At 64.9% G+C, this 25,280-nt stretch carries 18 protein-coding genes; 5 read left to right on the top strand and 13 right to left on the bottom strand.

From position 1 onward, the window contains the following. Window positions 1–90 precede the first annotated feature (90 nt). Window positions 91–741, top strand: coding sequence for a toluene tolerance protein (locus E8F11_RS07710; RefSeq protein ID WP_280288248.1), 651 nt, complete (start codon window positions 91–93; stop codon window positions 739–741). Beyond that, window positions 738–1,967, top strand: a complete 1,230-nt coding sequence (locus E8F11_RS07705) for an O-antigen ligase family protein (protein ID WP_280288247.1) — start codon at window positions 738–740, stop codon at window positions 1,965–1,967. The genes E8F11_RS07710 and E8F11_RS07705 overlap by 4 nt, the downstream gene beginning before the upstream one ends. Before the next feature lie 222 nt (window positions 1,968–2,189). Here E8F11_RS07705 and E8F11_RS07700 read toward each other — a convergent pair whose 3' ends face one another. The 13 genes from E8F11_RS07700 to glnE form a co-directional block, all read right to left on the bottom strand. Further along, window positions 2,190–3,065, bottom strand: a complete 876-nt coding sequence (locus E8F11_RS07700) for a glycosyltransferase (RefSeq protein WP_280288246.1) — start codon at window positions 3,063–3,065, stop codon at window positions 2,190–2,192. Between the two features lie 8 nt (window positions 3,066–3,073). Further along, window positions 3,074–4,030, bottom strand: a complete 957-nt coding sequence (locus E8F11_RS07695) for a glycosyltransferase (protein ID WP_280288245.1) — start codon at window positions 4,028–4,030, stop codon at window positions 3,074–3,076. Beyond that, window positions 4,027–4,935 (bottom strand): glycosyltransferase family 2 protein, encoded by a 909-nt coding sequence (locus tag E8F11_RS07690; RefSeq protein ID WP_280288244.1) that lies wholly within the window; start codon window positions 4,933–4,935, stop codon window positions 4,027–4,029. The genes E8F11_RS07695 and E8F11_RS07690 overlap by 4 nt, the downstream gene beginning before the upstream one ends. After that, a complete protein-coding gene (locus tag E8F11_RS07685; RefSeq protein ID WP_280288243.1) occupies window positions 4,925–6,682 on the bottom strand; it encodes a carbamoyltransferase in 1,758 nt (585 codons plus the stop codon). The genes E8F11_RS07690 and E8F11_RS07685 overlap by 11 nt, the downstream gene beginning before the upstream one ends. 5 nt (window positions 6,683–6,687) lie before the next feature. After that, window positions 6,688–8,145, bottom strand: a complete 1,458-nt coding sequence (locus tag E8F11_RS07680; RefSeq protein ID WP_280288242.1) for a lipopolysaccharide kinase InaA family protein — start codon at window positions 8,143–8,145, stop codon at window positions 6,688–6,690. Then, window positions 8,142–8,897, bottom strand: a complete 756-nt coding sequence (locus E8F11_RS07675) for a lipopolysaccharide kinase InaA family protein (protein WP_280288241.1) — start codon at window positions 8,895–8,897, stop codon at window positions 8,142–8,144. Before E8F11_RS07675 ends, E8F11_RS07680 begins: the two co-directional genes overlap by 4 nt. Beyond that, entirely contained in the window at window positions 8,894–9,631 is a 738-nt protein-coding gene (locus E8F11_RS07670) for a lipopolysaccharide kinase InaA family protein (RefSeq protein ID WP_280288240.1), read from the bottom strand. Before E8F11_RS07670 ends, E8F11_RS07675 begins: the two co-directional genes overlap by 4 nt. Beyond that, the gene (rfaP, locus tag E8F11_RS07665; protein ID WP_280288239.1) at window positions 9,628–10,443 is read right to left on the bottom strand and encodes a lipopolysaccharide core heptose(I) kinase RfaP; all 816 of its coding nucleotides are present in this window, start codon (window positions 10,441–10,443) and stop codon (window positions 9,628–9,630) included. Before rfaP ends, E8F11_RS07670 begins: the two co-directional genes overlap by 4 nt. After that, a complete protein-coding gene (locus tag E8F11_RS07660) occupies window positions 10,440–11,561 on the bottom strand; it encodes a glycosyltransferase family 4 protein (protein WP_280288238.1) in 1,122 nt (373 codons plus the stop codon). Before E8F11_RS07660 ends, rfaP begins: the two co-directional genes overlap by 4 nt. Continuing rightward, window positions 11,561–12,622 (bottom strand): lipopolysaccharide heptosyltransferase I, encoded by a 1,062-nt coding sequence (gene waaC / locus E8F11_RS07655; RefSeq protein ID WP_280288237.1) that lies wholly within the window; start codon window positions 12,620–12,622, stop codon window positions 11,561–11,563. The genes E8F11_RS07660 and waaC overlap by 1 nt, the downstream gene beginning before the upstream one ends. After that, window positions 12,623–13,666 carry a lipopolysaccharide heptosyltransferase II gene (waaF, locus tag E8F11_RS07650; protein ID WP_280288236.1) on the bottom strand — a complete coding sequence of 348 codons (1,044 nt, stop codon included), beginning with the start codon at window positions 13,664–13,666 and terminating at the stop codon, window positions 12,623–12,625. A gap of 93 nt (window positions 13,667–13,759) precedes the next feature. After that, window positions 13,760–14,683 carry a branched-chain-amino-acid transaminase gene (ilvE, locus tag E8F11_RS07645; RefSeq protein WP_280288235.1) on the bottom strand — a complete coding sequence of 308 codons (924 nt, stop codon included), beginning with the start codon at window positions 14,681–14,683 and terminating at the stop codon, window positions 13,760–13,762. Window positions 14,684–14,725: 42 nt separating this feature from the next. Next, window positions 14,726–17,656: a bifunctional [glutamate--ammonia ligase]-adenylyl-L-tyrosine phosphorylase/[glutamate--ammonia-ligase] adenylyltransferase gene (gene glnE / locus E8F11_RS07640; protein ID WP_280288234.1), complete on the bottom strand. Its 2,931-nt coding sequence runs from the start codon at window positions 17,654–17,656 to the stop codon at window positions 14,726–14,728. Window positions 17,657–17,936: 280 nt separating this feature from the next. Here glnE and aceE point away from each other — a divergent pair, with 280 nt between their 5' ends. From aceE to E8F11_RS07625, 3 genes are all read left to right on the top strand, one after another. Next, window positions 17,937–20,582, top strand: a complete 2,646-nt coding sequence (aceE, locus tag E8F11_RS07635; RefSeq protein ID WP_280288233.1) for a pyruvate dehydrogenase (acetyl-transferring), homodimeric type — start codon at window positions 17,937–17,939, stop codon at window positions 20,580–20,582. A gap of 11 nt (window positions 20,583–20,593) precedes the next feature. Then, a complete protein-coding gene (gene aceF / locus E8F11_RS07630; RefSeq protein WP_280288232.1) occupies window positions 20,594–22,246 on the top strand; it encodes a dihydrolipoyllysine-residue acetyltransferase in 1,653 nt (550 codons plus the stop codon). Window positions 22,247–22,544: 298 nt separating this feature from the next. Next, window positions 22,545–25,241, top strand: coding sequence for an EAL domain-containing protein (locus tag E8F11_RS07625; RefSeq protein WP_280288231.1), 2,697 nt, complete (start codon window positions 22,545–22,547; stop codon window positions 25,239–25,241). Window positions 25,242–25,280 lie beyond the last annotated feature (39 nt).

Raw genomic sequence — 25,280 nt, 5'->3', positions numbered from 1 at the left:
AAAAGAGCGCGAGTGTAACACAGGGTCTATTTTGCCCATTCAACCTGAAGGGCTGGGGTAAGATACGTGGTCATTTTTCGAGGCCCCCGTATGCAAGCTCTGGATCACGACACTTACCTGAAGCTGAGTGCAGGCGCAGATGTCCTGGAGCGCGACAGGTACGGGGAGAAGGTGCTGCGCCTGACTGACGGAAGCTTCCTAAAGCTGTTTCGGCGCAAACGCCTACTGTCCTCAGCCGCGCTCTACCCCTATGCCCAGCGATTCGCCGACAACGCCATCCTGCTTCAGGCGCGTAATGTGCCGTGCCCGCGCATTCTCGGTGTGTACCGGATTGGTGCCCTGGCGCGAGATGTCGTGCACTATCAGCCCTTGCCCGGTAAGACATTGCGGCAGCTATACGAAACGAGGGACGAGGAACTCAATCACGGACTCAAGGGGCGCCTGGGTTCATTTATCGCCAGGCTCCATGAGCAGGGTATCTACTTCCGCTCGCTACACCTTGGGAACGTGATCCTCACGCCAGACGACAACCTGGGTCTTATCGATTTTGCCGACCTGAAAGGCCAAGCCGGACCCTTGGGCAAGGGCAAACGACTACGTAATTTTCGTCATTTGCTGCGTTACACCGAAGATCGCCATTGGCTCCTGACAGGCGAAAATCAAACGTTCTTCGAGGCCTATCTGGCTGACACCGGCCTGTCTGCAAAAGCCTCTTTCGTGAACCAACTGAAATCTCTATGACCGCTCCTCAAAATAAAAGTGGAAGGACTCACACCCAAGCAGCAACCCTATGGAGGGCACGAGGCTCCGACTGGCTGATCAAGATCGTCCTGCCCATCGGCTGGATCGCACTGCTTACCGGAATGTTCTGGATCGGGGATCGACCGTACTACCACAAGCTTTTCTATTCGCTGCTGGCTGTCCCTACGCTGCTGGCACTGCTGGGCGCGCCCCGCCTCCTGATGCCGCTGCTCCGCTCGCCAATGGTGATCGTCTTCCTCCTGTTCAGCGCCTATACGTTGACGACACTTCTGTGGTCCAGCACCGACGATCCCTTCAGCTCTCTCGGCAAGCGACCTGTCTACGTGCTGTTCCTGTTCTTTTCCGCAGGACTGCTGGCCATGAAGGCCCCCTCACGACTGCAGACCAGCGTCAAGGTCAGTGCCGTGATCGCAACCCTGGCAGGCGCGACGTTTCTCGTGCTTTTCCTGCAAGGGGGGGCGGCAGGCCGATTTGCGGGGTATGGCGCTCTTTACAATCCACTGCTCAGTTCGCATGTCTTTGGTTTCTTCATGGCCTACTGGGCGGCTTACTGGTTTTTCCAGAAAAACACCTTCGATCCGCTCTCACTGATCTCGCTAGGTATCCTGGCCGCGCTAATTCTCGCAACGGGATCACGAACCCCCCTGGTCGCCGTTGGCGCCTGCCTCCTTTGGCTGGCGATAGCGAATTGGAACAGACGCAGCCTGGTCGTCCTGGTTACTGCCGGGTTAGCCGGTGCACTGCTTCTGCTCTTCTATCCCGACACCCTTATCAGCCGTGGTGCGTCCTACCGTCCGGAAATCTGGGCAAAAGCCTGGCAGCAGATACTTGAAGCCCCGTGGCTGGGCCACGGCTATGACGCACCAATGGAAATATGGATATCGGCCCATACCTACGCAATGGCCGACCCGCACAACATGTGGCTGGCGGTGCTCTACTACTGCGGCGTGATCGGCCTGGTGCTCTGGGTGACGCTGTATGCCGTCGCATTCCGGTTCGCCTGGCAGCACCGCCGGCAACCGTGGGTGATGATCTCGTCAGCGCTACTGGTGTTCGGCCTTGCGGCCAGCATGACCGAGGGAGGTTCATTCCTTTCCCGTCCCAAGGAGCACTGGTTCCTGATCTGGATTCCCATGACGCTGATGGTTGCAGCCGAGTTGATCGACAGGTGCAAAAGAACGTCGGAGTTGCCAGAGGCGACCTGATTCGTCGGAGATGATGCCAGGTTCAGTCGAGCCACACCCCGTCCTATCCGAGACGGCCAGGGGCACGGGCACGGGCACGGTGCGACAGTTGCCGGAGGCACTCGCGTCAAGTCGCGATTGCCTGCCTGCCCTGCATTGCGGAACCCCGCCAATGGCGTTGAGGCGAAGAACTCCGCAATGAAGAGCTGATTCTGACTTGGCCGGAATGAGCCGACCAGGAAGTCAGGCCGGCAACAGCAGGCGCCAGAGCCCGCGCAGGGTTTTCAGATTCCAGGCAGTCCATGGCAGCCCGGCAAGCAGCTCCCGCCCGAGCACCTTGTCCTGGCGAGCGCACTTGAGCAGCATTGAATTGCGGAAACGCGCGCAGACCTTCGCGTAATCCGGATGGTCGCTGAAGCGTTCGTAGGTCTTCAGCACGTTGTCGACCATGAAACGGTAGTTCTTGTAGGTGTTGCTCTCGTGCACCCGATACAGCGCCAGCGGCTCACCAAGGATGTCGATAAAGTAGCCGGCACGGGTGATCTTGAGCTCGATCATCAGGTCCTCGAGACGAACCTCGGGGTCGAAGCCTCCGACCCGCTCCAGGGCCTCGCGGCGAAACAGCAGCGTCGGCGCCGGCGCACCGGTCTTGCGGTTGAGGAACACGTCCTCGAAATCCAGCCTACGCTGCGGCAAGTCGCGGTCCTTGCCGCTGGGCCGGCCCGTCGCATCGATGGTTCTGATGTTTCCCGCACAGATGCCGACTTCCGGCTTGTCCGCCATATAGGCGACCTGCGCGGCAATACGCCCGGGAAGCATGATGTCATCGGAACCGAATGGCGCGATCAGGCTGCCCTTCGCCCGTGCGATGGTCTCGTTGAGGGTTCTCGACAGCCCCTTGTTGGCTTGGCTTCGAAAGTCGAAACCATGGATAGCCTGCAGTGCCTGGATGCGGGAAACACTGTCGTCACGAGACCCGTCGTCCACCACCAGCAGCTCAATGTTCGGGTAACTCTGCGCCAGGACGCTGAGAATGCTCGCCTCGATATAGGGGGCGTGGTTGTAGGAGGCGATGATCACGCTTACCAGCGGCTGCTGGCCATTGTTCGTCGAAGACATGGGATAGCTCAGAATGGGTTGATCCGCGACCAGAAAGCCTGCCAGACAGAAACAGGGGCAGGCGACGGCCAGGGCTCCCCCAGCACTTTGATGAGGCGCTCGGCCAGTTGGGGATGGGAAAGGTGCTGCTCTACGAAACGCCGCCCACCGTCGGCTATGGCCTGCGCCAGGTTGGAGTCATCACGAAGCCTGGCCAGGTGTCTCCGCAGTTCGTCAACGTCGGAATACAAGAGCAGGTGTACGCCATCCTCCAGGCCAATGGCCTCCTCCTCGTGTCCCTGGCGCCAGGCCAGAAGGACGCAACCGCAGGCCATCGCCTCGAAGTTCTTGGCCATGTATTCGCCCAGCCCGACATCGGCACTGACGAAATAGCGAATGCGGTTCAGCATCTTCCGGTAAGGCTCCCCAGGAGCCGTACGCAGGAGCTGCAGCGAGTCCTCGGCAGCCAGCAGGTCCAGAAGTCGCTTCCGCTCCTGATAGGCAGCGCTGGCGGTCCGGCCGATGAAGCCCAGCTCTATGTCCCGCTCCACTTCTTCACGGAAGATCACCCGCGGGTCATAGCCCTTGGGAATGAACTGGACATTCAAGCCTTCGCCCTTCAGACGCTCGGCCACGCTGGCGCCGGTCACGACGATCCGCGCGTTGGGCAGCGCCCTGTAGAAGCGACTGAAGCGGCCGCGCCACCGGGAATTTTCCAGGTAGTTCTGGCAGGCATCCTCTTCGTAGATCAGGAGACCGTCGAGCCCGCTGAGGAATCGGGTCTGCCCATGAATGTTCTTGAAATGGAGATCGACCAGGATTCGATCGTAGCGAGAAAGGTCGACGGCGCTCAGTGAGCGACGCAGGTTGCGCTGGGCATCCTTGTCGAGGACCCGCAGATCGAGATCGACCTGTCCGCCCAGTTGCTCATAGACGCAGGAAAAATCGGGCTCCCGCCCTGCGGAACTGAGTGCCAGGACCTTCATTTGCCTTGCCGTAGCCACAAGCGCGCAGCCTTGCGGCTGTAAGACAGTTTGAACAGCACCCGCCAGTCCGTGCGCAGCGCCTCGCGGTAGTAGTCGCGGGCGCTGGACTCGTCGCCGGCGAGCAGGCAGGTGCGGAACAGCGACAGGCAGCGTTGGGCGCGATAGGCGGGCTTGAGCGGTTGCAGGCCGGCCGGCAGCTTGAGGAAGACTTCGTCCACCAGGGCCAGGCCCACTTTGCGCGCTGCCTCGGCGTTATGGCGCAGGCTGCCGGGGTGCTTGTGGATGCGCGCCAGCATCAGGTCGAGAACCTCCACCTGGCGCTGGGTCAGGCAGTAGGCGAAGACCGGGATGTCCTCGCTGTGGCGCAGGTGCTCGGGATAGGGGCGCTCGAGCAGCAGTTCGCGGAGGAAAACGCAGGCGCCGTGGCTGAGGGCGATCTTCTTGTCCAGCAGGTAGTCGTTGAGGCGCCTGAATGGATCGACGGGCACCGCGCTGGCCGGGTGCTCGCGCTCGCGGCCGTCGGGCTGCACCGCCACGTGGCCGGCGAGCCAGAGGCCGATGTCCGGCTGCTGGCGCAGGCACTCGCAGAGACCGGGCAGCACACCGGGCGCCAGTTCGTCGTCGGCGTCCAGCAGCAGCACATAGCGCCCCTGGGCAAGCTGCACACCGTTGTTGCGCGCGGCCGAGGGGCCGGCATTGGCCTGGCGCACGCCCTGGAAGGCGGCGCCATGGCGCTGGCTCAGGGCGGCGAAGACCGCCGGGGTGTCGTCGGTGGAGCCATCGTCCACCACCCAGAGTTCGACCTCCGGGGTGGCCTGGACCAGCACCGACTCGACGGCACGCGGGAGCTTGCCCGCGTAGTTGTAGCTGGGAATGACGACACTAAGCAGCGGCTTAGCCGACATTGTCATACCAGTCCTTGCCTTCCTTGACGACGAGGATGTCTTCCATGATCAGGTACTGCAGGTCGGAACCGTAGAACATGTTCAGCGCGTCGGTGGGCGAGCAGATCATCGGTTCGCCGCGACGGTTCAGCGAGGTGTTCAGCGACACGCCGTTGCCGGTGAGGTTCTCCAGCTCCTTCATCAGGTCGTACCAGCGCGGGTTGTGGCGGCGCTCCAGCACCTGGGCGCGGGACGTGCCGTCCTCGTGCACCACTTCGGCCACGCGGGTCTTCCACTCTTCGTTGACTTCGAAGGTGAAGGTCATGAAGGGCGACGGGTGATCGACCTTGAGCATCTGCGCTGCGACCGTGTCGAGCATCGACGGGCAGAAGGGGCGCCAGCGCTCGCGGAACTTGATCTGTTCGTTGATGCGGTCGGCCACGCCGACCGCGCTCGGGCAACCGATGATGGAACGGCCACCCAGGGCGCGCGGGCCGAATTCCATGCGGCCCTGGAACCAGGCCACCGGATTGCCGTCGACCATGATCTTGGCGATGCGCTGCGGGGTGTTGTCGATGCGCTTGATAACCGGTTGCTTCGGGTGTTTGGCGCAAGCGGCGATCACGTCTTCGTTGGAGAAGGACGGGCCGAGGTAGACGTGCTCCATCTTCTCCACCGGCACGCCGCGCTTGACCGAGACATAGGCGGCGGCGCCGACGGAGGTGCCGGCGTCACCGGACGCGGGCTGGACGAACAGCTCCTTCACTTCCGGGCGGGCGATGATCTTCTGGTTCAGCTTGACGTTAAGCGCGCAGCCGCCGGCGAAGGCGATCTTGCCGGTCTGGCGGATGATGTCGCCGAGGTAGTAATCCATCATCTCCAGCGCCAGCTTCTCGAACAGCGCCTGCATGCTGGCCGCATAGTGGATGTAGGGGTCGTCGGCGATATCGCCCTGGCGTTTCGGGCCCAGCCACTCGATCAGCTTGGGCGAGAAGTAGTAGCCCTTGCCGTTTTCCTTGTGGCGGCGGAAACCGATGACATTGGCGTAGTCGGTGTTGATGATCAGTTCGCCGTTCTCGAACTTCGCCAGGCGCGAAAAATCGTACTTGGCGGCGTCGCCGTAGGGCGCCATGCCCATCACCTTGAATTCGCCGTCGAGCATCTCGAAGCCGAGGTACTCGGTGATCGCGCCATAGAGGCCGCCGAGGGAATCCGGATCGTAGAATTCCTTGATCTTGTGGATCTTGCCGTTCTCGCCCCAGCCGAAGAAGGTGGTGGCGTACTCGCCCTTGCCGTCGATACCGAGGATCGCCGTCTTCTCCTTGAAGCCCGAGCAATGGTAGGCGCTGGAGGCGTGGGCCAGGTGGTGTTCCACCGGCTCGATCTTCACCTTCTTGGCGTCGAAGCCCAGCTGCTCCAGGCACCAGACGATCTTCTTGCGGTAGCGCTTGTAGCGGCGGTTGCCCATGAGGATGGCGTCCAGCGCACGATCCGGGGCGTACCAGTAGCGCTTGGCGTAGTGCCAGCGGGCCTTGCCGAACAGACTGATGGGGGCGAAGGGGATGGCCACCACATCGACGTCGGAAGGCTTGATGCCGGCCTGCTCCAGGCAGAACTTGGCCGACTCGTAGGGCATGCGATTCTTCGCGTGCTTGTCGCGCACGAAGCGCTCTTCTTCGGCGGCCGCGATCAGCTTGCCGTCTATGTAGAGCGCGGCGGAAGGATCATGGCTGAGGGCGCCGGAAAGACCGAGAATCGTCAATGCCACAGGGGTTAACCTCTTTCAGGGCAGGTGCCGGGCACCTGCGGTAAACGTTTGTCCAGTAGCTGGTACAGCGCCGACTCGGCCGGCCAGTTCCTCAGGAAGCGCGCGCGGTCGCGGGCATAGGCCCGGGCGAATCCACGCTGGCTGCGATGCTGGCACACGGCATCGAGGTCGATCAGGGTCCAGCGGCCCTCCTGCCAGAACAGGTTGTAGCCCTTGAGGTCGCCATGGCTGATGCGTTCGCGGATCAGCGCGGCGAACAGCTGGTCAAGGGCCTGCAATTCGGCTTCGGGGGGAGCGCCGGCCCCGTCCGGGTCGTCCAGATAGGGTCGAAAACGGGCGATTATATCTTGCCCGGAGAGATATTCGGTAATCAGGTACGCACGTCCGCGCAGCCAGCAGAAGCGCCGTTCCAGCACGGCCAGCGGGCGCGGCGTGGCGATGCCGAGGAAGTCCAGGCGATTGCCTTCGCGCCAGCTGTGCCAGGCGCGACTGGGCCGCCAGAAGCGCGTCAGCCAGTGCAGCAGCCCCTTGATGTTGTAGCGCTTGACCAGCAATTGCCGCCCGCCGAGCGAAACCCGGGCCACGGTGGCGGTGGCGCCCCGCTTCAACGGATGGCCCTGTTCCAGGAAGGCATCCGGGGCGTCCAGCAGCTCGTCGAGCCCGGCCTCGGCCTCGCGGCGCACGGCGCGTAGACCGAATGCGCCGCGAACCACGCTGAACAGGCTGCAGTCGCGGGCGATCTTCTTCAGGTAGTCGCCGAGCCGCCAGCGCCGCATGCGGGCGATTTCCTTCTCCAGGGCCTCCAGTGGCAGGGCGTGTTCGCCATTGACCAGCAAGTAGTGCACCAGCAGCTCTTCGAGGGAGGAGTCCAGCTCCGCAGGCAATTGGGCGAAGAACACACCGAGGTTGGCCAGCGCCTTGTCCCGTGGCAGCGGCGTACCGGGGCTTTCGGCGCGGATGCCGCCGCCATCGATCACATGCAGCTTGTCGCCATGGCGCAGCAGGTTGTCCAGGTGCAGGTCTTCCTGGGCGAGGCCGGCCAGATGCAACCGGCCGATCGCCGTCAGGGCCTCGCCCAGAACGGCCTGTTGGCCATCGGACAAAGGTACGTCGCGTTCCACTTGGCGCCAGGCATCCCAGAGGCTTTCAGCGGATTCCAGGTACTCGAACAACAACCAGCCGCCCTGCCCTGCCAGATTGCCTTCCGCCAGCAGCGCCGGGGAGTCCAGCCTCTGGTCGTGGAGCGCCTTGACGCCGGCCAGCTCACGCTGGAAATGCCGCCCGGCCTTGCCCCCTACCAGCAACTTGGCCAGCACCTTGCGCCCCTGCCAAAGAGCCACGCCCACATAGCGCTGGCCGGGCAGGACCCGCAGCAGGCTCAACAGCTCCAGACCGCCGGCGATATCCAGGTTGATGGGTAATTGCGGGTTTCGTCCCGCCCGGGCCAATTCCGCCAGGGTCATTGATTGCGTTCCTTGGTGCGGCGTCGACGCCCCATTTGCGCCAGCCAGTCGCTGACTTCACTTGATTCCCGCGCCTGCCCCAGATAGCCGGCCAGCAGCTCACGCACCTCGGCCTCGCCCCAGGCGTCGGCACGCCGTACCAGGGCTTCCAGGTCCTTGACCCGGTCGCGACGGCCAAGCAGCAGGGGCCGGGTCTTTTCCAGGTCGATCAAGCAGGCCTCGAAGCTGCTCCCGACCTCGCGCAGGAACACATGCTTGGGATAGAAGCAGCCATGCACCTGACCAGCGTCGTGGAGACGCCGGCCCAGCCAGGCGACCGCCGCGACTATGGCCGTGCGTCGTTCTGCGGAAAGGTCCGACCAGAGTTCCAGCCAACCTGCCAGCTCGCGCCAGCCGTCCAGCGCCCGCGACACCAGAATCGCACGGCGCTTGCCATCGACCAGGCGGGTGCCGAAGTAGGCTGCCTGCAGGGCGGGAACCCCCAGCGCCTGGTAGCGCCGGATATTGCGGAATTCGCGGGCGAAGGTGGGCTCGCCGAATGGCCGCAGCAGGCTGCGGCTGAGAAAGTTGCTCTGCCGCTTGAGGTAGTAGGCGTTGTCGCCCAGGTCCAGGCGGAACACGCTGCTCCAGCCGCCACGCCCCGTGTTGGGCTCGTCCACCGCTTCCAGGCGCAGGGCCCAGAGCGAGTCGAAACTGTCCAATCCATGGCGGGCGAGGATGTCGCGATCCGCCGGCGCGATAAAGTCGCTCATTCGCGTCCCTCGAAGAAACTGAGGATCCGTCGCACCTGGCGCTTGTCGCCGGCTTGCAGGCTCGAACGGCCGAGGTACTGCAGGTAGAAGCGCAGGCGCTGGCTGCGGCTGAGGTGGTACTTGGCAAGCTTGTCCAGGCACGCCAGGTCCTTGATGACCCTGTAGCGCAGGAATGGTCCCCACCAGAAGGTGCCGGTCGGGCAGTCGATCAGGAACAGGTTGCCAGCCTGGTCGACCAGCAGGTTGCGCCACTTCAGGTCGTTGTGGGCGAAGCCGTGCTGGTGCAATTGTCGCGTAGCCTTCGCCAGCTGCCGGCTGACCCGGTCGACCCAGCGCGGGTCGAGCAGCCGCGGGTCGCCCTCGCGGGCCATTTCGGCCAGGTCGACCGTACCGGCGAGTTCGCGGGTGATCAATGCGCCGCGGTGAAAGGCACCGGCACGACGCTCCTGGCCCCAACCCACCACGGGTGCGGTGGGGATGCCCCACTGGGTGAAATACCGCAGGTTCTGCCACTCGGCCTTGACCCGCGACCGGCCGAGCCAGCGGCGCAGCCCTTTGCCCGCGGCCCAGTAGCGTTTGACGTAGTAGCGCACGCCACGGTGCTCCACACGCAGCACTTCGGACAGCGGGTCGCCGGTGATCCAGTCGCCCTGGAGGGCGAATACCCTGTCGAGGTCGCCGAAGAGCCCGACGGTTTCCGCATCCAGCCCCTCGGCCAGTTTCCATTGACTCAAGCGCCCTCTCCTCCCGCGTACTTACGCTCGTAGCGCGACAGCAGTCTCGCCGCCTTCTGCTCGAGCCAGGCCAGCAGGCCGATCTCATCGCGCAGCACATCTCGCAATGGCTGGCGGAAGTAGGCCTTGAGGAAGCGCAACTTGTCGCGCTGCGTCAGGCCGATATTCAGCGCGGAGAAGTAGAGGCCGGCCAGGTCCTTGTCACGCCAGCGCCGCGGCGTGCTCGCGCGCGTCTGCGCACGGTGCAGGTCGATCAGCGACAGCTTGAAGTCATCGGCGGTCACCGGCCGCTCCGTATGCAGCAGGAAATGACAGATATAGCAATCGCGGTGATTGACCCCGGCGCGATGCATGGTACCGGTCATCCGCGCCACTTCGCCGATCAGTGCCCACTTCAGGCGCGGTGACGGCGGGTTGCGCTGCCAGTCGACGCAGAAATCTTCGAGGCTGATGGTCGGCGCCAGCTCCTCGGTGACGATGAAGGAATGCTGCTGCGCAGGATTGCTGCCACGCTCGCCGAAAGCCACGGCGGTCATGGTCGGCACGTCGGCCTGGTGCAGGCGCTGGATGGCCGTCCACTCCTGCCCGGCACCAAGCACGGGCGCCTTGGCGGTCAGCAGGTTCTTGGCGATCTCGCCCCAGCCGATACCCCGGTGGATCTTGACGAAATATCCGCGCCCCTCGACTTCGGTACGCAGGGTCCGGCGCCCCTCCAGCTCGCGGTAGACCTGCCCCTGCAGCGCCTCCACTTCGGCAAAGGCGTCGCGGCCGGACCAGAGGCGCTCGAAGGGCTCTTTCAGCACAAGCTTCATGGGCGCTCCGCGAGAATCACGTCAGCCGCGTGCTGCGGCATGCTGTAGAGGTCGGCACTGTCGGCGAAGGCCAGGCCGTTGGTGCTCCAGCGCGCGCGCGCGGCCGGGTCGGCGAGCATCGCGGCGAGAAGCTGGTTCAGCGCCTCCTGTTCGAACGGGCCGGGCAGCACCCGGCCGCTGTCGGCCTCGGCAATGTAATGGGCATAGCCGCAGACATCCGTGACCAGCACCGGCAGGCCGGCCACCAACGCCTCGAGCAGCACCGTGCCGGTGTTCTCGTTGTAGGCCGGATGGATCAGCAGGTCGGCGCCGAGCAGGAAGCGCGGGATATCGCTGCGGCCCTTGAGAATGTCCACCTGGTCGGATATCCCCAGGGCTTTCATCTGCAGCAGGAAGGGCTTGGGGTCGTCCTGGCCGATGACGATCAGCCGGGTACGCTTGCGCAGCTCGCGGGGCAACGCGGCTACGGCCTTGAGGCTGCGATCCAGGCCCTTGGTCTTGAAGCCGGAGCCGATCTGCACCAGCAGCAGGTCATCCTCGCCCAGCTTGAACTCGCGGCGGAACTCGGCGCGGATTTCCGCGGCGTTGGCCGGCGCACGGCGGTCGGCGGCGATACCCGGCGGCAGCAGGTGGAAACGCCCCGCCGGCGTGGCGTAGTGCTTGACGAAGAGCGGCTGCTGCACCTCGGAGATCATCAGCACCGAGGTTGCAGACTCGGGGGCGAAGACCGCACGTTCGTAGTCGGAGAAGTGCTTGTAGCGGCCCCAGCGCCGGTAGAGGCCGTTGCGCAGGTTCTGCGCCTTGTCCTCGAAGCAGGGGTCGGCGGCGTAGTAGACGTCCAGACCGGGCATCTTGTTGAAGCCGATCACCCGGTCCACCGGACGGCGCGCCAGGTCGGCCTCGACCCAGGCCGTGAATTTCTCGTTGCGCTTGTGATTGAACAACGCCTTGACCGGCGCGATCAGCACTTCGAAGCCTTCCGGGATGTCACCTTCCCAGATCATGGTGTAGACGCGAATGGCATGCCCACGGCGCTGGCACTCCAGGGCGATGCGCATGAAGTCGCGCTGCAGGCCGCCGAAGGGGAAGTACTTGTAGAGCACGAATGCCAGTTGCATCAGTGGATATCCTCGGTCAGCAGCAGGGCTTCCAGCTGGGTCGCCACGCGCTGCGGATTCAGCCGGGTGAAACATAGCGGCTGTTCGCGCGTGAGGTCGAACAGGCGGCGATCCTCCGCCGTCGGCTTATAGGCGCAGGTCTTCTTCAGGCAGGGCGCACAGGGGAAGTCGCTGCCCAGGTGGATCTGCGCCCGCCCGTAGGCACCGGTGAAACCCGGGTTGGTCGGCCCGTAAAGCGACAGGGTGGGCACGTCCAGCGCTGCGGCCAGGTGGCCGAGGCCGGTATCCACTGCTACGCAGGCGCGGGCGCCGGCCACCACCTTGGCCATCCCTGCCAGGGACAATCTGGGGAGCACGGCGGCGTTTTCCAAGCCCTCGGCTATACGCTCGGCACGCGCCTTCTCCGTCGGATTGCCCCAAGGCAGGCGCACATGCCAGCCGTGTTCGCAGGCCCGCTCGGTCAGTTCGCGCCAGTATTTTTCCGGCCAGTGCTTGGTGTCCCAGGTGGTGCCGTGGAGGAACAGCAAGTAAGGCGCGCCGCCCTGGGCGTCGGCCAGGGCGGCACGGTTCAGGCCGTAGTTACCCATGCCTTCCGGCACGCGGTAGTCCAGGGCCTGGGCGAACAGCTGGCGCACGCGGTCGACCGCGTGCTGGCCCCAGGCTACCGGGTAGCAGCGGTCGTAGAAGCGGCTGGCGACCGGTTCGCGGGCCGAATCGCGGTCCAGGCCGGCCACCGGCGCCTTGGCGTAACGAGTCAGCAGGGCGCTTTTCAGCAGGCCCTGGGCGTCTATCACCAGGTCGTAACGGGTTTCCCGCAGGCGACGCTTGAAGCGGCGCCACTCGCCACTCTTCAGGGTCTGCCAGAGGTTCTTGCGCCAGCGGCGGATGGCCACCGGAATGACCCGCGCCACCGCTGGGTGCCAAGCGGGAATCTCGGCGAAGCCTTCCTCCACCACCCAGTCGAACTGGATGCCGGGAATCGCCCGCGCGGCATCGGTCAACGCCGGCAGGGTGTGGATGACATCGCCCAGGGAAGAAGTCTTGATCAGCAATACCCGCACTCAGCGAATCTCCACCAGGTCGAGCGGGTCCGGCGCCAGGCGGTCCAGGGCTTCGATCACCGGACGCGACTTGAGCTCGCGCAGGCAGTTGTAATGGCCGAAGCGGCAGGTACGGTCGAAGCAGGGGCTGCACTCCAGTCCCAGGCGGACGATTTCCACCCGCTCCGCCAGGGGCGGGGTGAACTGCGGCGAGGTGGAGCCATAGACCGCCACCAGCGGGCGCGCCAGCGCCGCCGCCACATGCATCAGGCCGGAGTCGTTGGAGACCACGGCGCCAGCGCAGGACATCAGGTCGATGGCTTCGGCCAGGCTGGTTTCGCCGGCCAGGTTCACCGCCTCTTCGCGCAGGCCGGGAATCAGGCGCATGCGGATGTCTTCACCGCCAGGATGGTCGTTCTTCGAGCCGAACAGCCAGACCTGCCAGCCCGCGCGAATCTTCAGCTCGGCCACCTTGGCGTAATGCTCGGCGGGCCAGCGCTTGGCTTCGCCGAACTCGGCACCCGGGCAGAGCGCCAGCACGGGCCGATCCAGGTCCAGGCCGAACTTGGCCAGGGCCGCATCACGGCTGGCCGGGTCGATCTGCAGCGTGGGCCGCGGATAGGGCGTGGGCAGCTCGGCGCCAGGTTCATAGGCCAGCGCCATGAAGCGCTCGATCATCAGCGGGTAGCGCTCTTTGTCGAGGCTGCGAATGTCGTTGAGCAGGCCGTAGCGCATCTCCCCCTTCCAGCCGGTGCGCTTGGGGATGCTGGCGAACCAGGGCACCAGCGCCGACTTCAGGGAGTTGGGCAGGAGGATGGCCTGGTCGTACCGACCGGCCAGGGACTTGCCGATCTTGCGCCGGGCGGCGATATCCAGCACGCCATGGCCAAGCGGGAAGCTCAGCGCCTGGCGCACTTCCGGCATGCGCTCAAGGATGGGCCGGCTCCATTCGGGCGCCAGCACGTCGATCTCGCAGTCGGGATGGCGGGCTTTCAGGCACTGGAAAAGTGTCTGCGCCATCACCATGTCGCCGACCCAGGAGGGTCCTACGATCAGAATGTTCATAAGGGCAGCTTCAAGCCTCAAGCGACAAGCCGCAAGCTTCAAGCGGTGGTGACCACTTGCGGCTTGCGGCTTGCTGCTTGCAGCTTTGTCGGTTTACTTGACCAGGGTGCGCCACTCGGGGTGAGCGGAGGTCTTGCCGGCCACCAGATCGAAGTAGGCTTTCTGCAGCTTTTCGGTCACCGGGCCACGGCGGCCGAGGCCGATCTTGCGGCCATCCACTTCGCGGATCGGGGTGACTTCAGCGGCGGTGCCGGTGAAGAAGGCCTCGTCGGCGATGTACACCTCATCACGGGTGATGCGCTTCTCCACCAGCTTGATGCCGAGCTCGTCGGCCAGGCGCAGCACGGTGGCGCGAGTGATGCCGTTGAGGCAGGCGGTCACCTCGGGGGTGTAGAGCACACCGTCCTTGATGATGAAGATGTTCTCGCCGGAGCCTTCGGCCACGTAGCCTTCCGGGTCGAGCATCATGGCTTCGTCGGCACCGCCGGAAATGGCTTCCTGCAGGGCCAGCATGGAGTTGATGTAGGCGCCGTTGGACTTGGCGCGGGTCATCGAGATGTTCACATGGTGGCGGGTGAAGGAGCTGGTGCGCACCTTGATGCCTTGCTGCAGGGCCTCTTCGCCCATGTAGGCGCCCCAGTTCCAGGCGGCGACTATCACGTGGACCTTCAGGCCGGTGGCGCGCAGGCCCATGCCTTCGCTTCCGTAGAACACCATCGGGCGGATGTAGGCGCTTTCCAGGTTGTTCTCACGAACGGCGGCGCGGGTGGCCTCGTTGATCTCGTCCTTGGAGTACGGGATCTGCATGTTCATGATGTGGGCCGAGTCGAACAGGCGATCGGTGTGCGCCTGCAGGCGGAAGATGGCCGTGCCGTCCGGGGTGTTGTAGGCGCGCACGCCTTCGAACACGCCCATGCCGTAGTGCAGGGTGTGGGTCAGCACATGGGTGGTCGCTTCGCGCCACGGTACCAGTTCGCCGTCATACCAGATCACGCCATCACGATCGGCCATCGACATATTGCCAGCTCCTCAAGAATTCGATTGGTTCAGCCAGACGAGTCAGTTCAAGCCCAACTCACGCCAGATCCGCATCACGCCTTGGCGCTCCGCGTGGAACTGGTCCCCGCCCACTACCCCCGGCTGCTTCTGCAAGGCCTGGCGATGGGCCGCTGAACGATAGGCTTTGTAGGCCTCCTGCAGCAGGCGAACCTCGTCGCCGGTCAGCAGGTCTGCCTGCTCCAGGCCATCCAGAATGCGGATGTTATCGGTGTAACGAACCAGCTCAGGGTGCTGTCGTGACCAGGCCAGGGCCGCATATTGCACCATAAATTCGATATCGACGATACCGCCGGCATCCTGCTTCAGATCGAAGGCGGCCGCGGCCTCGAAGGCATTCGGCGTGGTTCCGGCAGCGGTTTCGCGGGTGCCGAGGTTGTCGCGCATCTTCGCCCGCATCTCGCTGACCTCGGCGCGCAGCTTGGGCAGGTCGCGTTCGCGGCCGAGCACCGCCAGGCGCACCTGTTCGAAGGCGCTGGCGACCCGTGGCGAGCCCACCAGCACCCGCGCGCGCACCAGCGCCTGGTGCTCCCAGGTCCAGGCCTCGTTTTCCTGGTAGCGCTGGAAGGCACCGAGCGAGCTGACCAACAGGCCCGCCGCGCCCGAGGGGCGCAGGCGCATGTCGACGTCATAGAGGGAGCCGGAAGTGGTCTGGGTGGTGAGCAGGTGGATGATGCGCTGACCCAGGCGAGTGAAGAACTGGGCGCCATCTATGGGCTTGGCGCCGTCAGTCTCGGCCTCGGGATCGCCATCATGGATGAACACCAGGTCCAGGTCCGAACCATGGCCGAACTCCAGGCCGCCCACCTTGCCATAGCCGACGATGATGAAATCCGGGTCGCAGAGGCTACCGTCGGCGCGCTTCGGCGTGCCGAACTTGGCCACGTTGTAGCGCCAGGACAGCGCCAGCACTTGGTCGAGGATGGCCTCGGCCAGCCAGGTCAGGTAGTCGCTGACCTTCATCAGCGGCAGGGTGCCGGCGATCTCCGAAGCCGCTACCCGCAGGCTGTGGGCCAGCTTGAAGTGGCGCAGGGCCTCCATCTGCTGTTCAAGGTCGTCTTCGGGAATGCGGGTGAGGCGCTCGCGCAGTTCGGCGGCCAGCTCCGGGGCCAGCGGCGGACGGTACAGGCGCCCTTCGTTGAGCAGCTCGTCCAGCAGCAGCGGGAAGCGGGTGATCTGTTCGGCGATCCAGGGGCTGGCCGCGCAAAGCTCGATCAGCCGCTGCAGCGCCCCGGGGTTCTCGCTCAGCAGCACCAGGTAGGCCGAGCGGCGCGCCACCTTCTCCACCATGGGCAACACGCGCTCCAGCACCAGGTCGGGATTGCCGTGTTCCACGGTCATATTCAACAGGCGCGGCATGAAGGCATCCAGACGCTCGCGGCCGAGGCGCTGCATGGCGCGTACTTGTGGACCGTTGCGCAGGTCGCTGAGCCGGCGCCTGGCAGTGGCCGGCTCGGTGAAGCCCGCCTCGCCCAGCTGGCGACAGGCGCCCTCTTCGTCCAGGGCCTCCTCCCAGAGCGGCAGCCACTCGCCGCCGATGCAGCTTTCACCGCCACCCTCTTCTTCATCCGGGTCGGCGATCACTTGCTGGAAGTGCCACTCGACGCGCCCACGCCAATACATCAGGCGCTCATGGAAGGCCGACCAGTCATCGAAGCCCATGATGAAAGCGACGCGAGCGCGGTCCAGGTCGCTGTCCGGCAGCATCTGCGTCTGGCGATCGGCAATCGCTTGCAGGGCGTGCTCGGTATAACGAAGGAACTCGTAGCCCTCTTTCATTTCCGCCACCACTGGCGGCGGCAGGTAGCCTTGACCTTCCAGGGTATCCAGCACCTTGAGCAACGGCCGCTGCTGCAGGCTGAGGTCGCGCCCGCCGTGGATCAACTGGAAGGCCTGGGCAATGAACTCGACTTCGCGAATGCCGCCGGAGCCGAGCTTGACGTTGTCGGTCATACCCTTGCGCCGCACTTCCTGCTGGATCAGTTGCTTCATCGAGCGCAGCGCCTCGATGGCGGAGAAGTCCAGGTAGCGGCGATAGACGAAGGGCCGCAGCATCTGCAACAGCTGGCCCCCGGCCGCCTGGTCGCCCCCCACCACCCGCGCCTTGATCATGGCGTAGCGTTCCCAGTCGCGCCCCTGGTCCTGGTAGTACTGCTCCAGGGCATTGAAGCTGAACACCAGCGGCCCGGAGGAGCCGTAGGGGCGCAGGCGCATGTCCACGCGGAAGACGAAACCGTCCACGGTGATCACGTCCAGCGCCTTGATCAGCCGCTGGCCGAGGCGGGTGAAGAATTCCTGGTTATCCAGGGCACGCTTGGCGCCCTCGGTTTCGCCGCCCTCGGGGTAGCCGAAGATCAGGTCGATATCCGAAGACAGATTCAGCTCGTGCGCGCCCAACTTGCCCATGCCGAGCACTACAAGGTGCTGCGGCTGGCCGGAGCGACGGCCGATGGGGGTACCGAACTGGGCGCAGTGGCGGCTGTAGAGCCAGTGATAGGCGAGGTCGATGCAGGCGTCGGCGAGGTCCGAAAGGTCGCAGCAGGTTTCCGCAAGATCCGCCTGGCGGGTCAGGTCGCGCCAGATGATGCGCAGCTGCTGGCGGTTGCGGTAGCGGCGCAGGCGCCGGCCCAGCTCATCTTCCTCGGCGCAGCCCTCCAGCAGCTCCGACACCTGGGTCCGCAGCTCGCCCGGCGCCAGGCTCCGTTCCAGTTCACCGGAAGCGGCCAGCGCCAGCAGCATGGCTGGGTCGCGCTGGGCCTGCTCGGCGACAAAATCGCTGGCAGCAGCGACACGAACGAAGGCTTGCTGCCGTTCGTCGGGCCAGGCGGCGAATTCCTGGATCTGTTCGGCGAGGGCGGAGCGGAAGGCCGACAACGCCCGATCGGCGCTGGGCTGGAGGTTGGCCGACAGGGCGGCCGGCGGCGGCAGGCTCATGGTCTATCCTTTGTGGGCTGCGGGTCTCGGCTGGGCCCGCAGCTAGCGCAGCGGTGGCGGAATAGCTCTAACTCGGGGCTTTCAGCCGACTGCGCCGCGCGATCTGTAGTTTTACTACGAAAGATTGTATCCAGAGTGCTGAAACCTTCGTCGATTTGTAGTAAAACTACACGAGCCCGGTTCTACCCCCCGGTAACAAGAATTTCGCCGCGGTCGCCCATAAGGCCGGCCGTGACCACTGGCATCCGATTCTGGAAGCCTTTCCGCCCTGGAGCAAGCCATGCAAGACCTCGATATCGTCGAAACCCAGGAATGGCTGGACGCCCTGGAGTCCGTACTCGACAAAGAAGGTGAAGACCGCGCGCACTACCTGCTGACCCGCATGGGCGAGTTGGCCACCCGCAGCGGCACCCAACTGCCCTACGCCATCACCACGCCGTATCGCAACAGCATTCCATTGACTCACGAAGCCCGCATGCCCGGCGACCTGTTCATGGAACGCCGCATCCGCTCCCTGGTGCGCTGGAATGCCCTGGCAATGGTCATGCGCACCAACCTGCACGACCCGGACCTGGGCGGCCACATCTCCAGCTTCGCGTCCTCGGCGACCCTCTACGACATCGGCTTCAACTACTTCTTCCAGGCTCCCACCGACGAGCATGGCGGCGACCTGATCTTCTATCAGGGCCACGCCTCCCCCGGCATCTATGCCCGCGCCTTCCTCGAAGGCCGCATCAGCGAAGACCAGATGACCAACTTCCGCCAGGAAGTGGACGGCAAGGGCCTGTCCTCCTACCCGCACCCCTGGCTGATGCCGGACTTCTGGCAGTTCCCCACCGTGTCCATGGGCCTCGGCCCGATCCAGGCCATCTACCAGGCGCGCTTCATGAAGTACCTGGAAAGCCGCGGCTTCATCCCCGCCGGCAAGCAGAAGGTCTGGTGCTTCATGGGTGACGGCGAGTGCGACGAGCCGGAATCCCTCGGCGCCATCTCCCTGGCCGGCCGCGAGAAGCTGGACAACCTGATCTTCGTCATCAACTGCAACCTGCAGCGCCTCGACGGCCCGGTCCGCGGCAACGGCAAGATCATCCAGGAGCTGGAAGGTGTCTTCCGCGGCGCCCAGTGGAACGTGAACAAGGTGGTCTGGGGCCGCTTCTGGGACCCGCTGTTCGCCAAGGACGCCGATGGTGCCCTGCAGCGCCGCATGGACGAAGCGGTCGACGGCGAGTACCAGAACTACAAGGCCAAGGACGGTGCCTACGTCCGCGAGAACTTCTTCAACACCCCGGAACTCAAGGAAATGGTCAAGGACCTTTCCGACGACGAGATCTGGAAGCTCAACCGTGGCGGCCACGACCCCTACAAGGTCTATGCGGCCTACCACCAGGCGGTCAACCACAAGGGCCAGCCCACCGTCGTCCTGGCCAAGACCATCAAGGGCTATGGCACCGGCGCCGGCGAAGCGAAGAACATCGCCCACAACGTCAAGAAGGTCGACGTCGAGAGCCTGAAGCAGTTCCGCGACCGCTTCGACATCCCGGTCAGGGACGAAGACCTGGAAAAACTGCCGTTCTACCGTCCCGAGCAAGGCAGCGCCGAGCACAAGTACCTGCACGAGCGCCGCGCCGCCCTGGGCGGTTACGTGCCGCAGCGCCGCGCCAACAGCTTCAGCATCCCGACCCCGCCGCTGGAAACCCTGAAAGCCATCCTCGACGGCTCCGGCGACCGTGAAATCTCCACCACCATGGCCTTCGTGCGCATCCTCTCGCAGCTGGTCAAGGACAAGGAGCTCGGCCAGCGCATCGTCCCGATCATTCCGGACGAGGCCCGTACCTTCGGTATGGAAGGCATGTTCCGCCAGTTGGGCATCTACTCCTCGGTCGGCCAGCTCTACGAGCCGGTGGACAAGGACCAGGTGATGTTCTACAGGGAGGACAAGAAGGGCCAGATCCTCGAGGAAGGCATCAACGAAGCGGGCGCCATGTCCTCCTTCATCGCCGCCGGCACCTCGTACAGCAACCACAACCAGCCGATGCTGCCGTTCTACATCTTCTACTCGATGTTCGGCTTCCAGCGTATCGGCGACCTGGCCTGGGCTGCCGGCGATAGCCGCACCCGTGGCTTCCTGATCGGCGGCACCTCGGGTCGTACCACCCTGAACGGCGAAGGCCTGCAGCACGAGGACGGCCACAGCCACATCATGGCGGCCACCATCCCCAACTGCCGCACCTACGACCCCACCTACGGCTATGAGCTGGCGGTGATCGTGCGTGAAGGCATCCGCCAGATGACCGAAGAGCAGCAGAACATCTTCTACTACATCACCGTGATGAACGAGGCCTACCAGCAGCCCGCGCTGCCGGAAGGCGTCGAGGAAGGCATCATCAAGGGCATGTACCTTCTGGAAGAAGACAAGAAGGATGCCGCGCACCACGTGCAACTGCTGGGCTCGGGCACCATCCTGCGCGAAGTCCGCGAAGCGGCGAAGATCCTCCGCGAGCAGTTCAACGTCGGCGCCGACGTCTGGAGCGTCACCAGCTTCAACGAACTGCGCCGCGAAGGCCTGGCCGTCGAGCGTCACAACCGCCTGCACCCGGAACAGAAGCCGCAGCAGACGTATGTCGAGCAGTGCCTGGCCGGCCGCAAGGGTCCGGTCGTGGCCTCCACCGACTACATGAAGCTGTTCGCCGACCAGATCCGCCAGTGGATTCCGGGCAAGGAGTACAAGGTCCTCGGCACCGACGGCTTCGGCCGCAGCGACACCCGCAGGAAACTGCGCCACTTCTTCGAGGTTGACCGTTACTGGGTGGTCCTGGCGACCCTGGAAGCCCTGGCGGACCGCGGCGAGATCGAGCCCAAGGTCGTGGCCGAGGCCATCGCCAAGTTCGGCATCGACCCCGAAAAACGCAACCCGCTGGACTGCTGAGGAGACGCATTGTGAGTAAATTGATTCGCGTACCCGACATCGGCAGCGGCGAAGGTGAAGTGATCGAGCTGTTCGTCAAGGTTGGCGACCGCATCGAGGCCGACCAGAGCCTGCTGACCCTGGAATCGGACAAGGCCAGCATGGAGATCCCCGCGCCCATGTCCGGTGTGATCAAGAGCCTGAAGGTCAAGCTCGGCGATCACCTGAAGGAAGGTGACGAACTGCTGGAACTGGAAGTCGAGGGTGCCGCCGCCGCGGCGCCCGCGCAGGCAGCCGCTCCCGCGCCCAAGGCTGAAGAGAAGCCCGCCGCTGCCCCGGCTCCGGCTGCCGCCCCCGCAGCCGCCGGCCAGACCGTGCAGGACATTTTCGTTCCGGACATCGGCTCGGACGGCACGGCCAAGGTCATCGAAGTACTGGTCAAGGCCGGCGACACCGTCGAAGCCGACCAGTCGCTGATCACCCTGGAGTCCGACAAGGCCAGCATGGAGATCCCCTCCCCCGCCGCTGGCGTGGTGGAGAGCGTCGAGGTCAAGCTGGATGCCGAAGTCGGCACCGGCGACCTGATCCTCAAGCTGCGAGTGGCGGGCGCCGCTCCGGCTGCCACGGCTCCGGCCCAGGCGAGCCAACCGGTGCACCGCGTACCGGAAGGCGCCCACCCGGTCGCGGCCGCCGAGGTCAGCGCCATCGCCGCGCTGGCGGCTGCGGCTGCGAGCACGACTGGTGTACCGGCACGTTCCAGCGGCGCCAAGGTCCATGCCGGCCCGGCAGTGCGCCAGCTGGCTCGCGAGTTCGGCGTCGAGCTGAGCGTGGTACCGGCCACTGGCCCGCACGGCCGCGTGCTCAAGGAAGACGTGCAGGCCTACGTCAAGGCCATGATGCAGAAGGCCAAGGAAGCCCCGGCTGCCGCTGCCGCCGCGACTGGCGGTGCCGGCATCCCGCCGATCCCGGTGGTGGACTTCAGCAAGTTCGGCGAGATCGAAGAAGTGGCCATGACCCGCCTGATGCAGGTCGGCGCCGCCAACCTGCATCGCAGCTGGCTCAACGTCCCGCACGTGACCCAGTTCGATTCGGCCGACATCACCGAGCTGGAAGCCTTCCGCGTGGCCCAGAAGGCCGTGGCGGAGAAGGCTGGCGTCAAGCTGACCGTCCTGCCGCTGCTGCTCAAGGCCTGCGCCTACCTGCTCAAGGAACTTCCGGACTTCAACAGCTCCCTGGCCCCCAGCGGCAAGGCGCTGATCCGCAAGAAGTACGTGCACATCGGCTTCGCCGTGGACACCCCGGACGGCCTGCTGGTGCCGGTCATCCGCGACGTCGACCAGAAGAGCCTGCTGCAACTGGCCGCCGAGGCCGCCGAACTGGCGGAGAAGGCACGCACCAAGAAGCTGTCCGCCGACGCCATGCAAGGCGCCTGCTTCACCATCTCCAGCCTCGGCCATATTGGCGGCACCGGCTTCACGCCGATCGTCAACGCGCCTGAGGTGGCGATACTCGGTGTGTCCAAGGCCGCGATGCAGCCGGTTTGGGACGGCAAGGCCTTCCAGCCGCGCCTGATGCTGCCGCTGTCGCTCTCCTACGACCACCGCGTGATCAACGGTGCCGCCGCCGCGCGCTTCACCAAGCGCCTCAGCGACGTGCTGGCGGATATCCGTACCATGCTGCTGTAACCCTTGCTATTCACGAGCACGCCACGCTCGTACCTCAACCCCGCCCCCTGAGGCGGGGTTTTTTTTGCCTGCAACTGGCCACCGGCCGTCCTTCCAGACGCCTGCGTACGGTCCTGCGCCCAGCCCAGGTCGACTCACCCGGCGCCCGCCCCTCCCCCTGCGCGGGCTGAGAACCGCCTCGCGAAACGGCCCATGCGGCGTGCTTGCCAGTGCCATCATCATGATGCACCCTTGCCCGGTGCTTTGAAGAAGTTGGCCGGGCCCTCTCCCGGTCAGAGAAGTGGAAGCCCAGCGCCCGATGAAGAGCCATCCCGATGCCGCCAGCCGTACGGTGGCCGAGATAGTGACGCAGTTGCCTGTCCCCTCGCGGCTGGGTCTGATGCGTTTCGAGCGGCTCAACGAAGCCAGCTGGGCGCTGCTCTTCCTCGATCCGGCCTGCGAGCGCCGGTTCGGCGTGCCTGCCAGCGAGCTCTGCGCCCTCATCGACTCCCCCTACGCCAGCCTGATGGAGCCGGAAAGCCGTTACCGGCTGCATGACGAGGTGCAGCTGCAGCTGGGCGAAAAGCCCCACTACGCCATCCATTACACCCTGCATACCCCCAATGGGCCATTGCGCCTGCTGGAGGTCGGCGAGCCTTTCCAGCAGCACGGGCGCCAGTTGCTGCGCGGCTACCTGATGGTGGCCGGCGAGGCGCAGGAGCCCAAGGAAAAGCAGAAGAACCTCGACCTGGAAGCCCAGAACAGTCGCCTGCGCACCTCCCTCGAGCTCTACCAGCGCTCCCAGGAAGACCACCTGCAGCACCTGATCCGCTCCCGCGCCCAGCAGAGCCTGATCGTGCGCCTGGCGCGTCATCGCTACACCTCCAGCAACCCCGCCGAGGAAGCCGCACAACTCATCACCCAGGCCGCCTGCGAAGCCTACGACGTGGCGCGCACCGGCATCTGGATGCTCGAGGGCAGCCAACTGGTGGCGGTCAGCCTGTTCCGCCGTGACCAGGACCATCACGAGCACCCGCGGGCCATGGACATGAGTCAGTTCCCGCACTACCTCGAAGCCCTGCACAGTGGCCGCGCCATCGACGCCCACAATGCCCAGCGCGACCCCCGCACCAGCGAACTGGCCAAGGGTTACCTCAAGCCCCAGGGCATCACCGCCATGCTCGACGCCAGCATCCGCATCGGTGGCGAGGTGGTGGGCGTGCTCTGCCTGGAGCACACCGGCGCGCCGCGGGTCTGGCAGACCGATGAGATCGCCTTCGCCGGCGAACTGGCCGACCAGTTCGCCCAGGTCCTGGTGAACCAGCAGCGCCGCCACGCCACCAGCGCGCTGCACCTGTTCCAGCGCGCCGTGGAGCAGAGCGCCAGCGCCTTCCTGCTGGTGGACTGCGACGGCCTGGTGGAATACGTCAACCCGAGCTTCACCGCCATCACCCAGTACAGCGCCGACGAAGTACATGGCCGCCGCCTGTCGGACCTGCCGGCGTTGGAGAACCTCAGCGAGCTGCTCTTCGACACAGGCTCGGGCCTGGCCACCTGCAACAGCTGGCAGGGCGAGTTCCGCAGCCGGCGCAAGAACCTGGAGCCGTACTGGGGCCAGCTATCGATCTCCAAGGTCTTCGGCGAGGACGGCGGGCTCACCCATTACATCGGCATCTACGAGGATGTCACCCAGAGCAAGCTGGCCCAGCAACGCATCGAGAAGCTGGCCTATACCGACAACCTCACCGGCCTCGGCAACCGTCCCTACTTCATCCGAACCTTGGAAGAACGCTTCCACAGCGACCGTGACACACCGCTCTGCCTGCTGCTGGTGGATATCGACAACTTCAAGCGGATCAACGACAGCCTCGGCCACCAGACCGGCGACAAACTGCTGGTCAGCCTCGCCCGGCGCCTGCGCAACAGCCTGAGCCCCAATGGCGTCCTGGCGCGCTTCGCCAGCAACGAGTTCGCCGTGCTGCTCGACGGAGCCGACCTGGAGAGCGGCCGGCGCATCGCCGCCCAGGTGCTGCAGACCCTGGACAAGCCGCTGTTCGTCGACAACCAGCTGATCAGCGTCACCGGCTCCCTCGGCCTGGCCTGCGCGCCCCAGCATGGGCGCGACCCGCAGACCCTGATGAAGCACGCGGGTCTCGCGCTGCACAAGGCCAAGGCCAACGGCAAGCACCAGCTGCAGCTGTTCACCGAGGCGCTGAACGCCGAAGCCAGCTACAAGCTGTTCGTCGAGAACAACCTGCGCCGCGCCCTGGCGCAGAATGAACTGGAAGTCTTCTACCAGCCCAAGCTCTGCCTGAAGAGCGGCCAGTTGCTGGGCATGGAGGCGCTGCTGCGCTGGCACCACCCGGAAAAGGGCATGATCAGCCCGGACCAGTTCATCAGCGTGGCGGAGGAGACGGGGATGATCATCCCCATCGGCAAGTGGGTGATCCGCGAAGCCTGCCGCATGAGCAAACGTCTCGGTGCAGCCGGGCTCGGCGACCTGCAGGTGGCGATCAACCTGTCGCCCAAGCAATTCAGCGACCCCGATCTGGTGGGCTCCATCGCCGCCATCCTGCAGGAGGAGCAACTGCCGCCGGCGCAGCTGGAACTGGAACTCACCGAAGGCCTGCTGCTGGAGGCCACCGAAGACACCCGGCACCAGCTCAACAATCTGAAAAGCCTGGGCCTGACCCTGGCCATGGATGACTTCGGCACCGGCTACTCGTCGCTCAGCTACCTGAAGAAATTCCCCATCGACGTGATCAAGATCGATCGCAGCTTCATCAAGGACATCCCCGACAGCCAGGACGACAAGGAAATCACCTCCGCGGTGATCGCCATGGCCCACAAGCTCAAGCTCAAGGTGGTTGCCGAGGGGATAGAGACCGCCGCCCAGCTGGGCTTCCTGCGCCGCCAGCACTGCGATGTGGGCCAGGGCTACCTGTTCGACAAGCCGATCTCCGGCAAGCACCTGTTCGAGAATCTCGGCCGCTACCCCTGCCGCAAAGGGACCTGAGGCCGGCGCCCCGGGGACAGGGGCAGTGGATTTATCAAC

The organism is Pseudomonas sp. BN417, assembly GCF_029871205.1.
In the GTDB taxonomy this organism is placed as follows: Bacteria; Pseudomonadota; Gammaproteobacteria; order Pseudomonadales; family Pseudomonadaceae; genus Metapseudomonas.
Note: the sequence above shows the minus strand (reverse complement) of the source record. Positions and strands in the feature narration are given on the sequence as shown.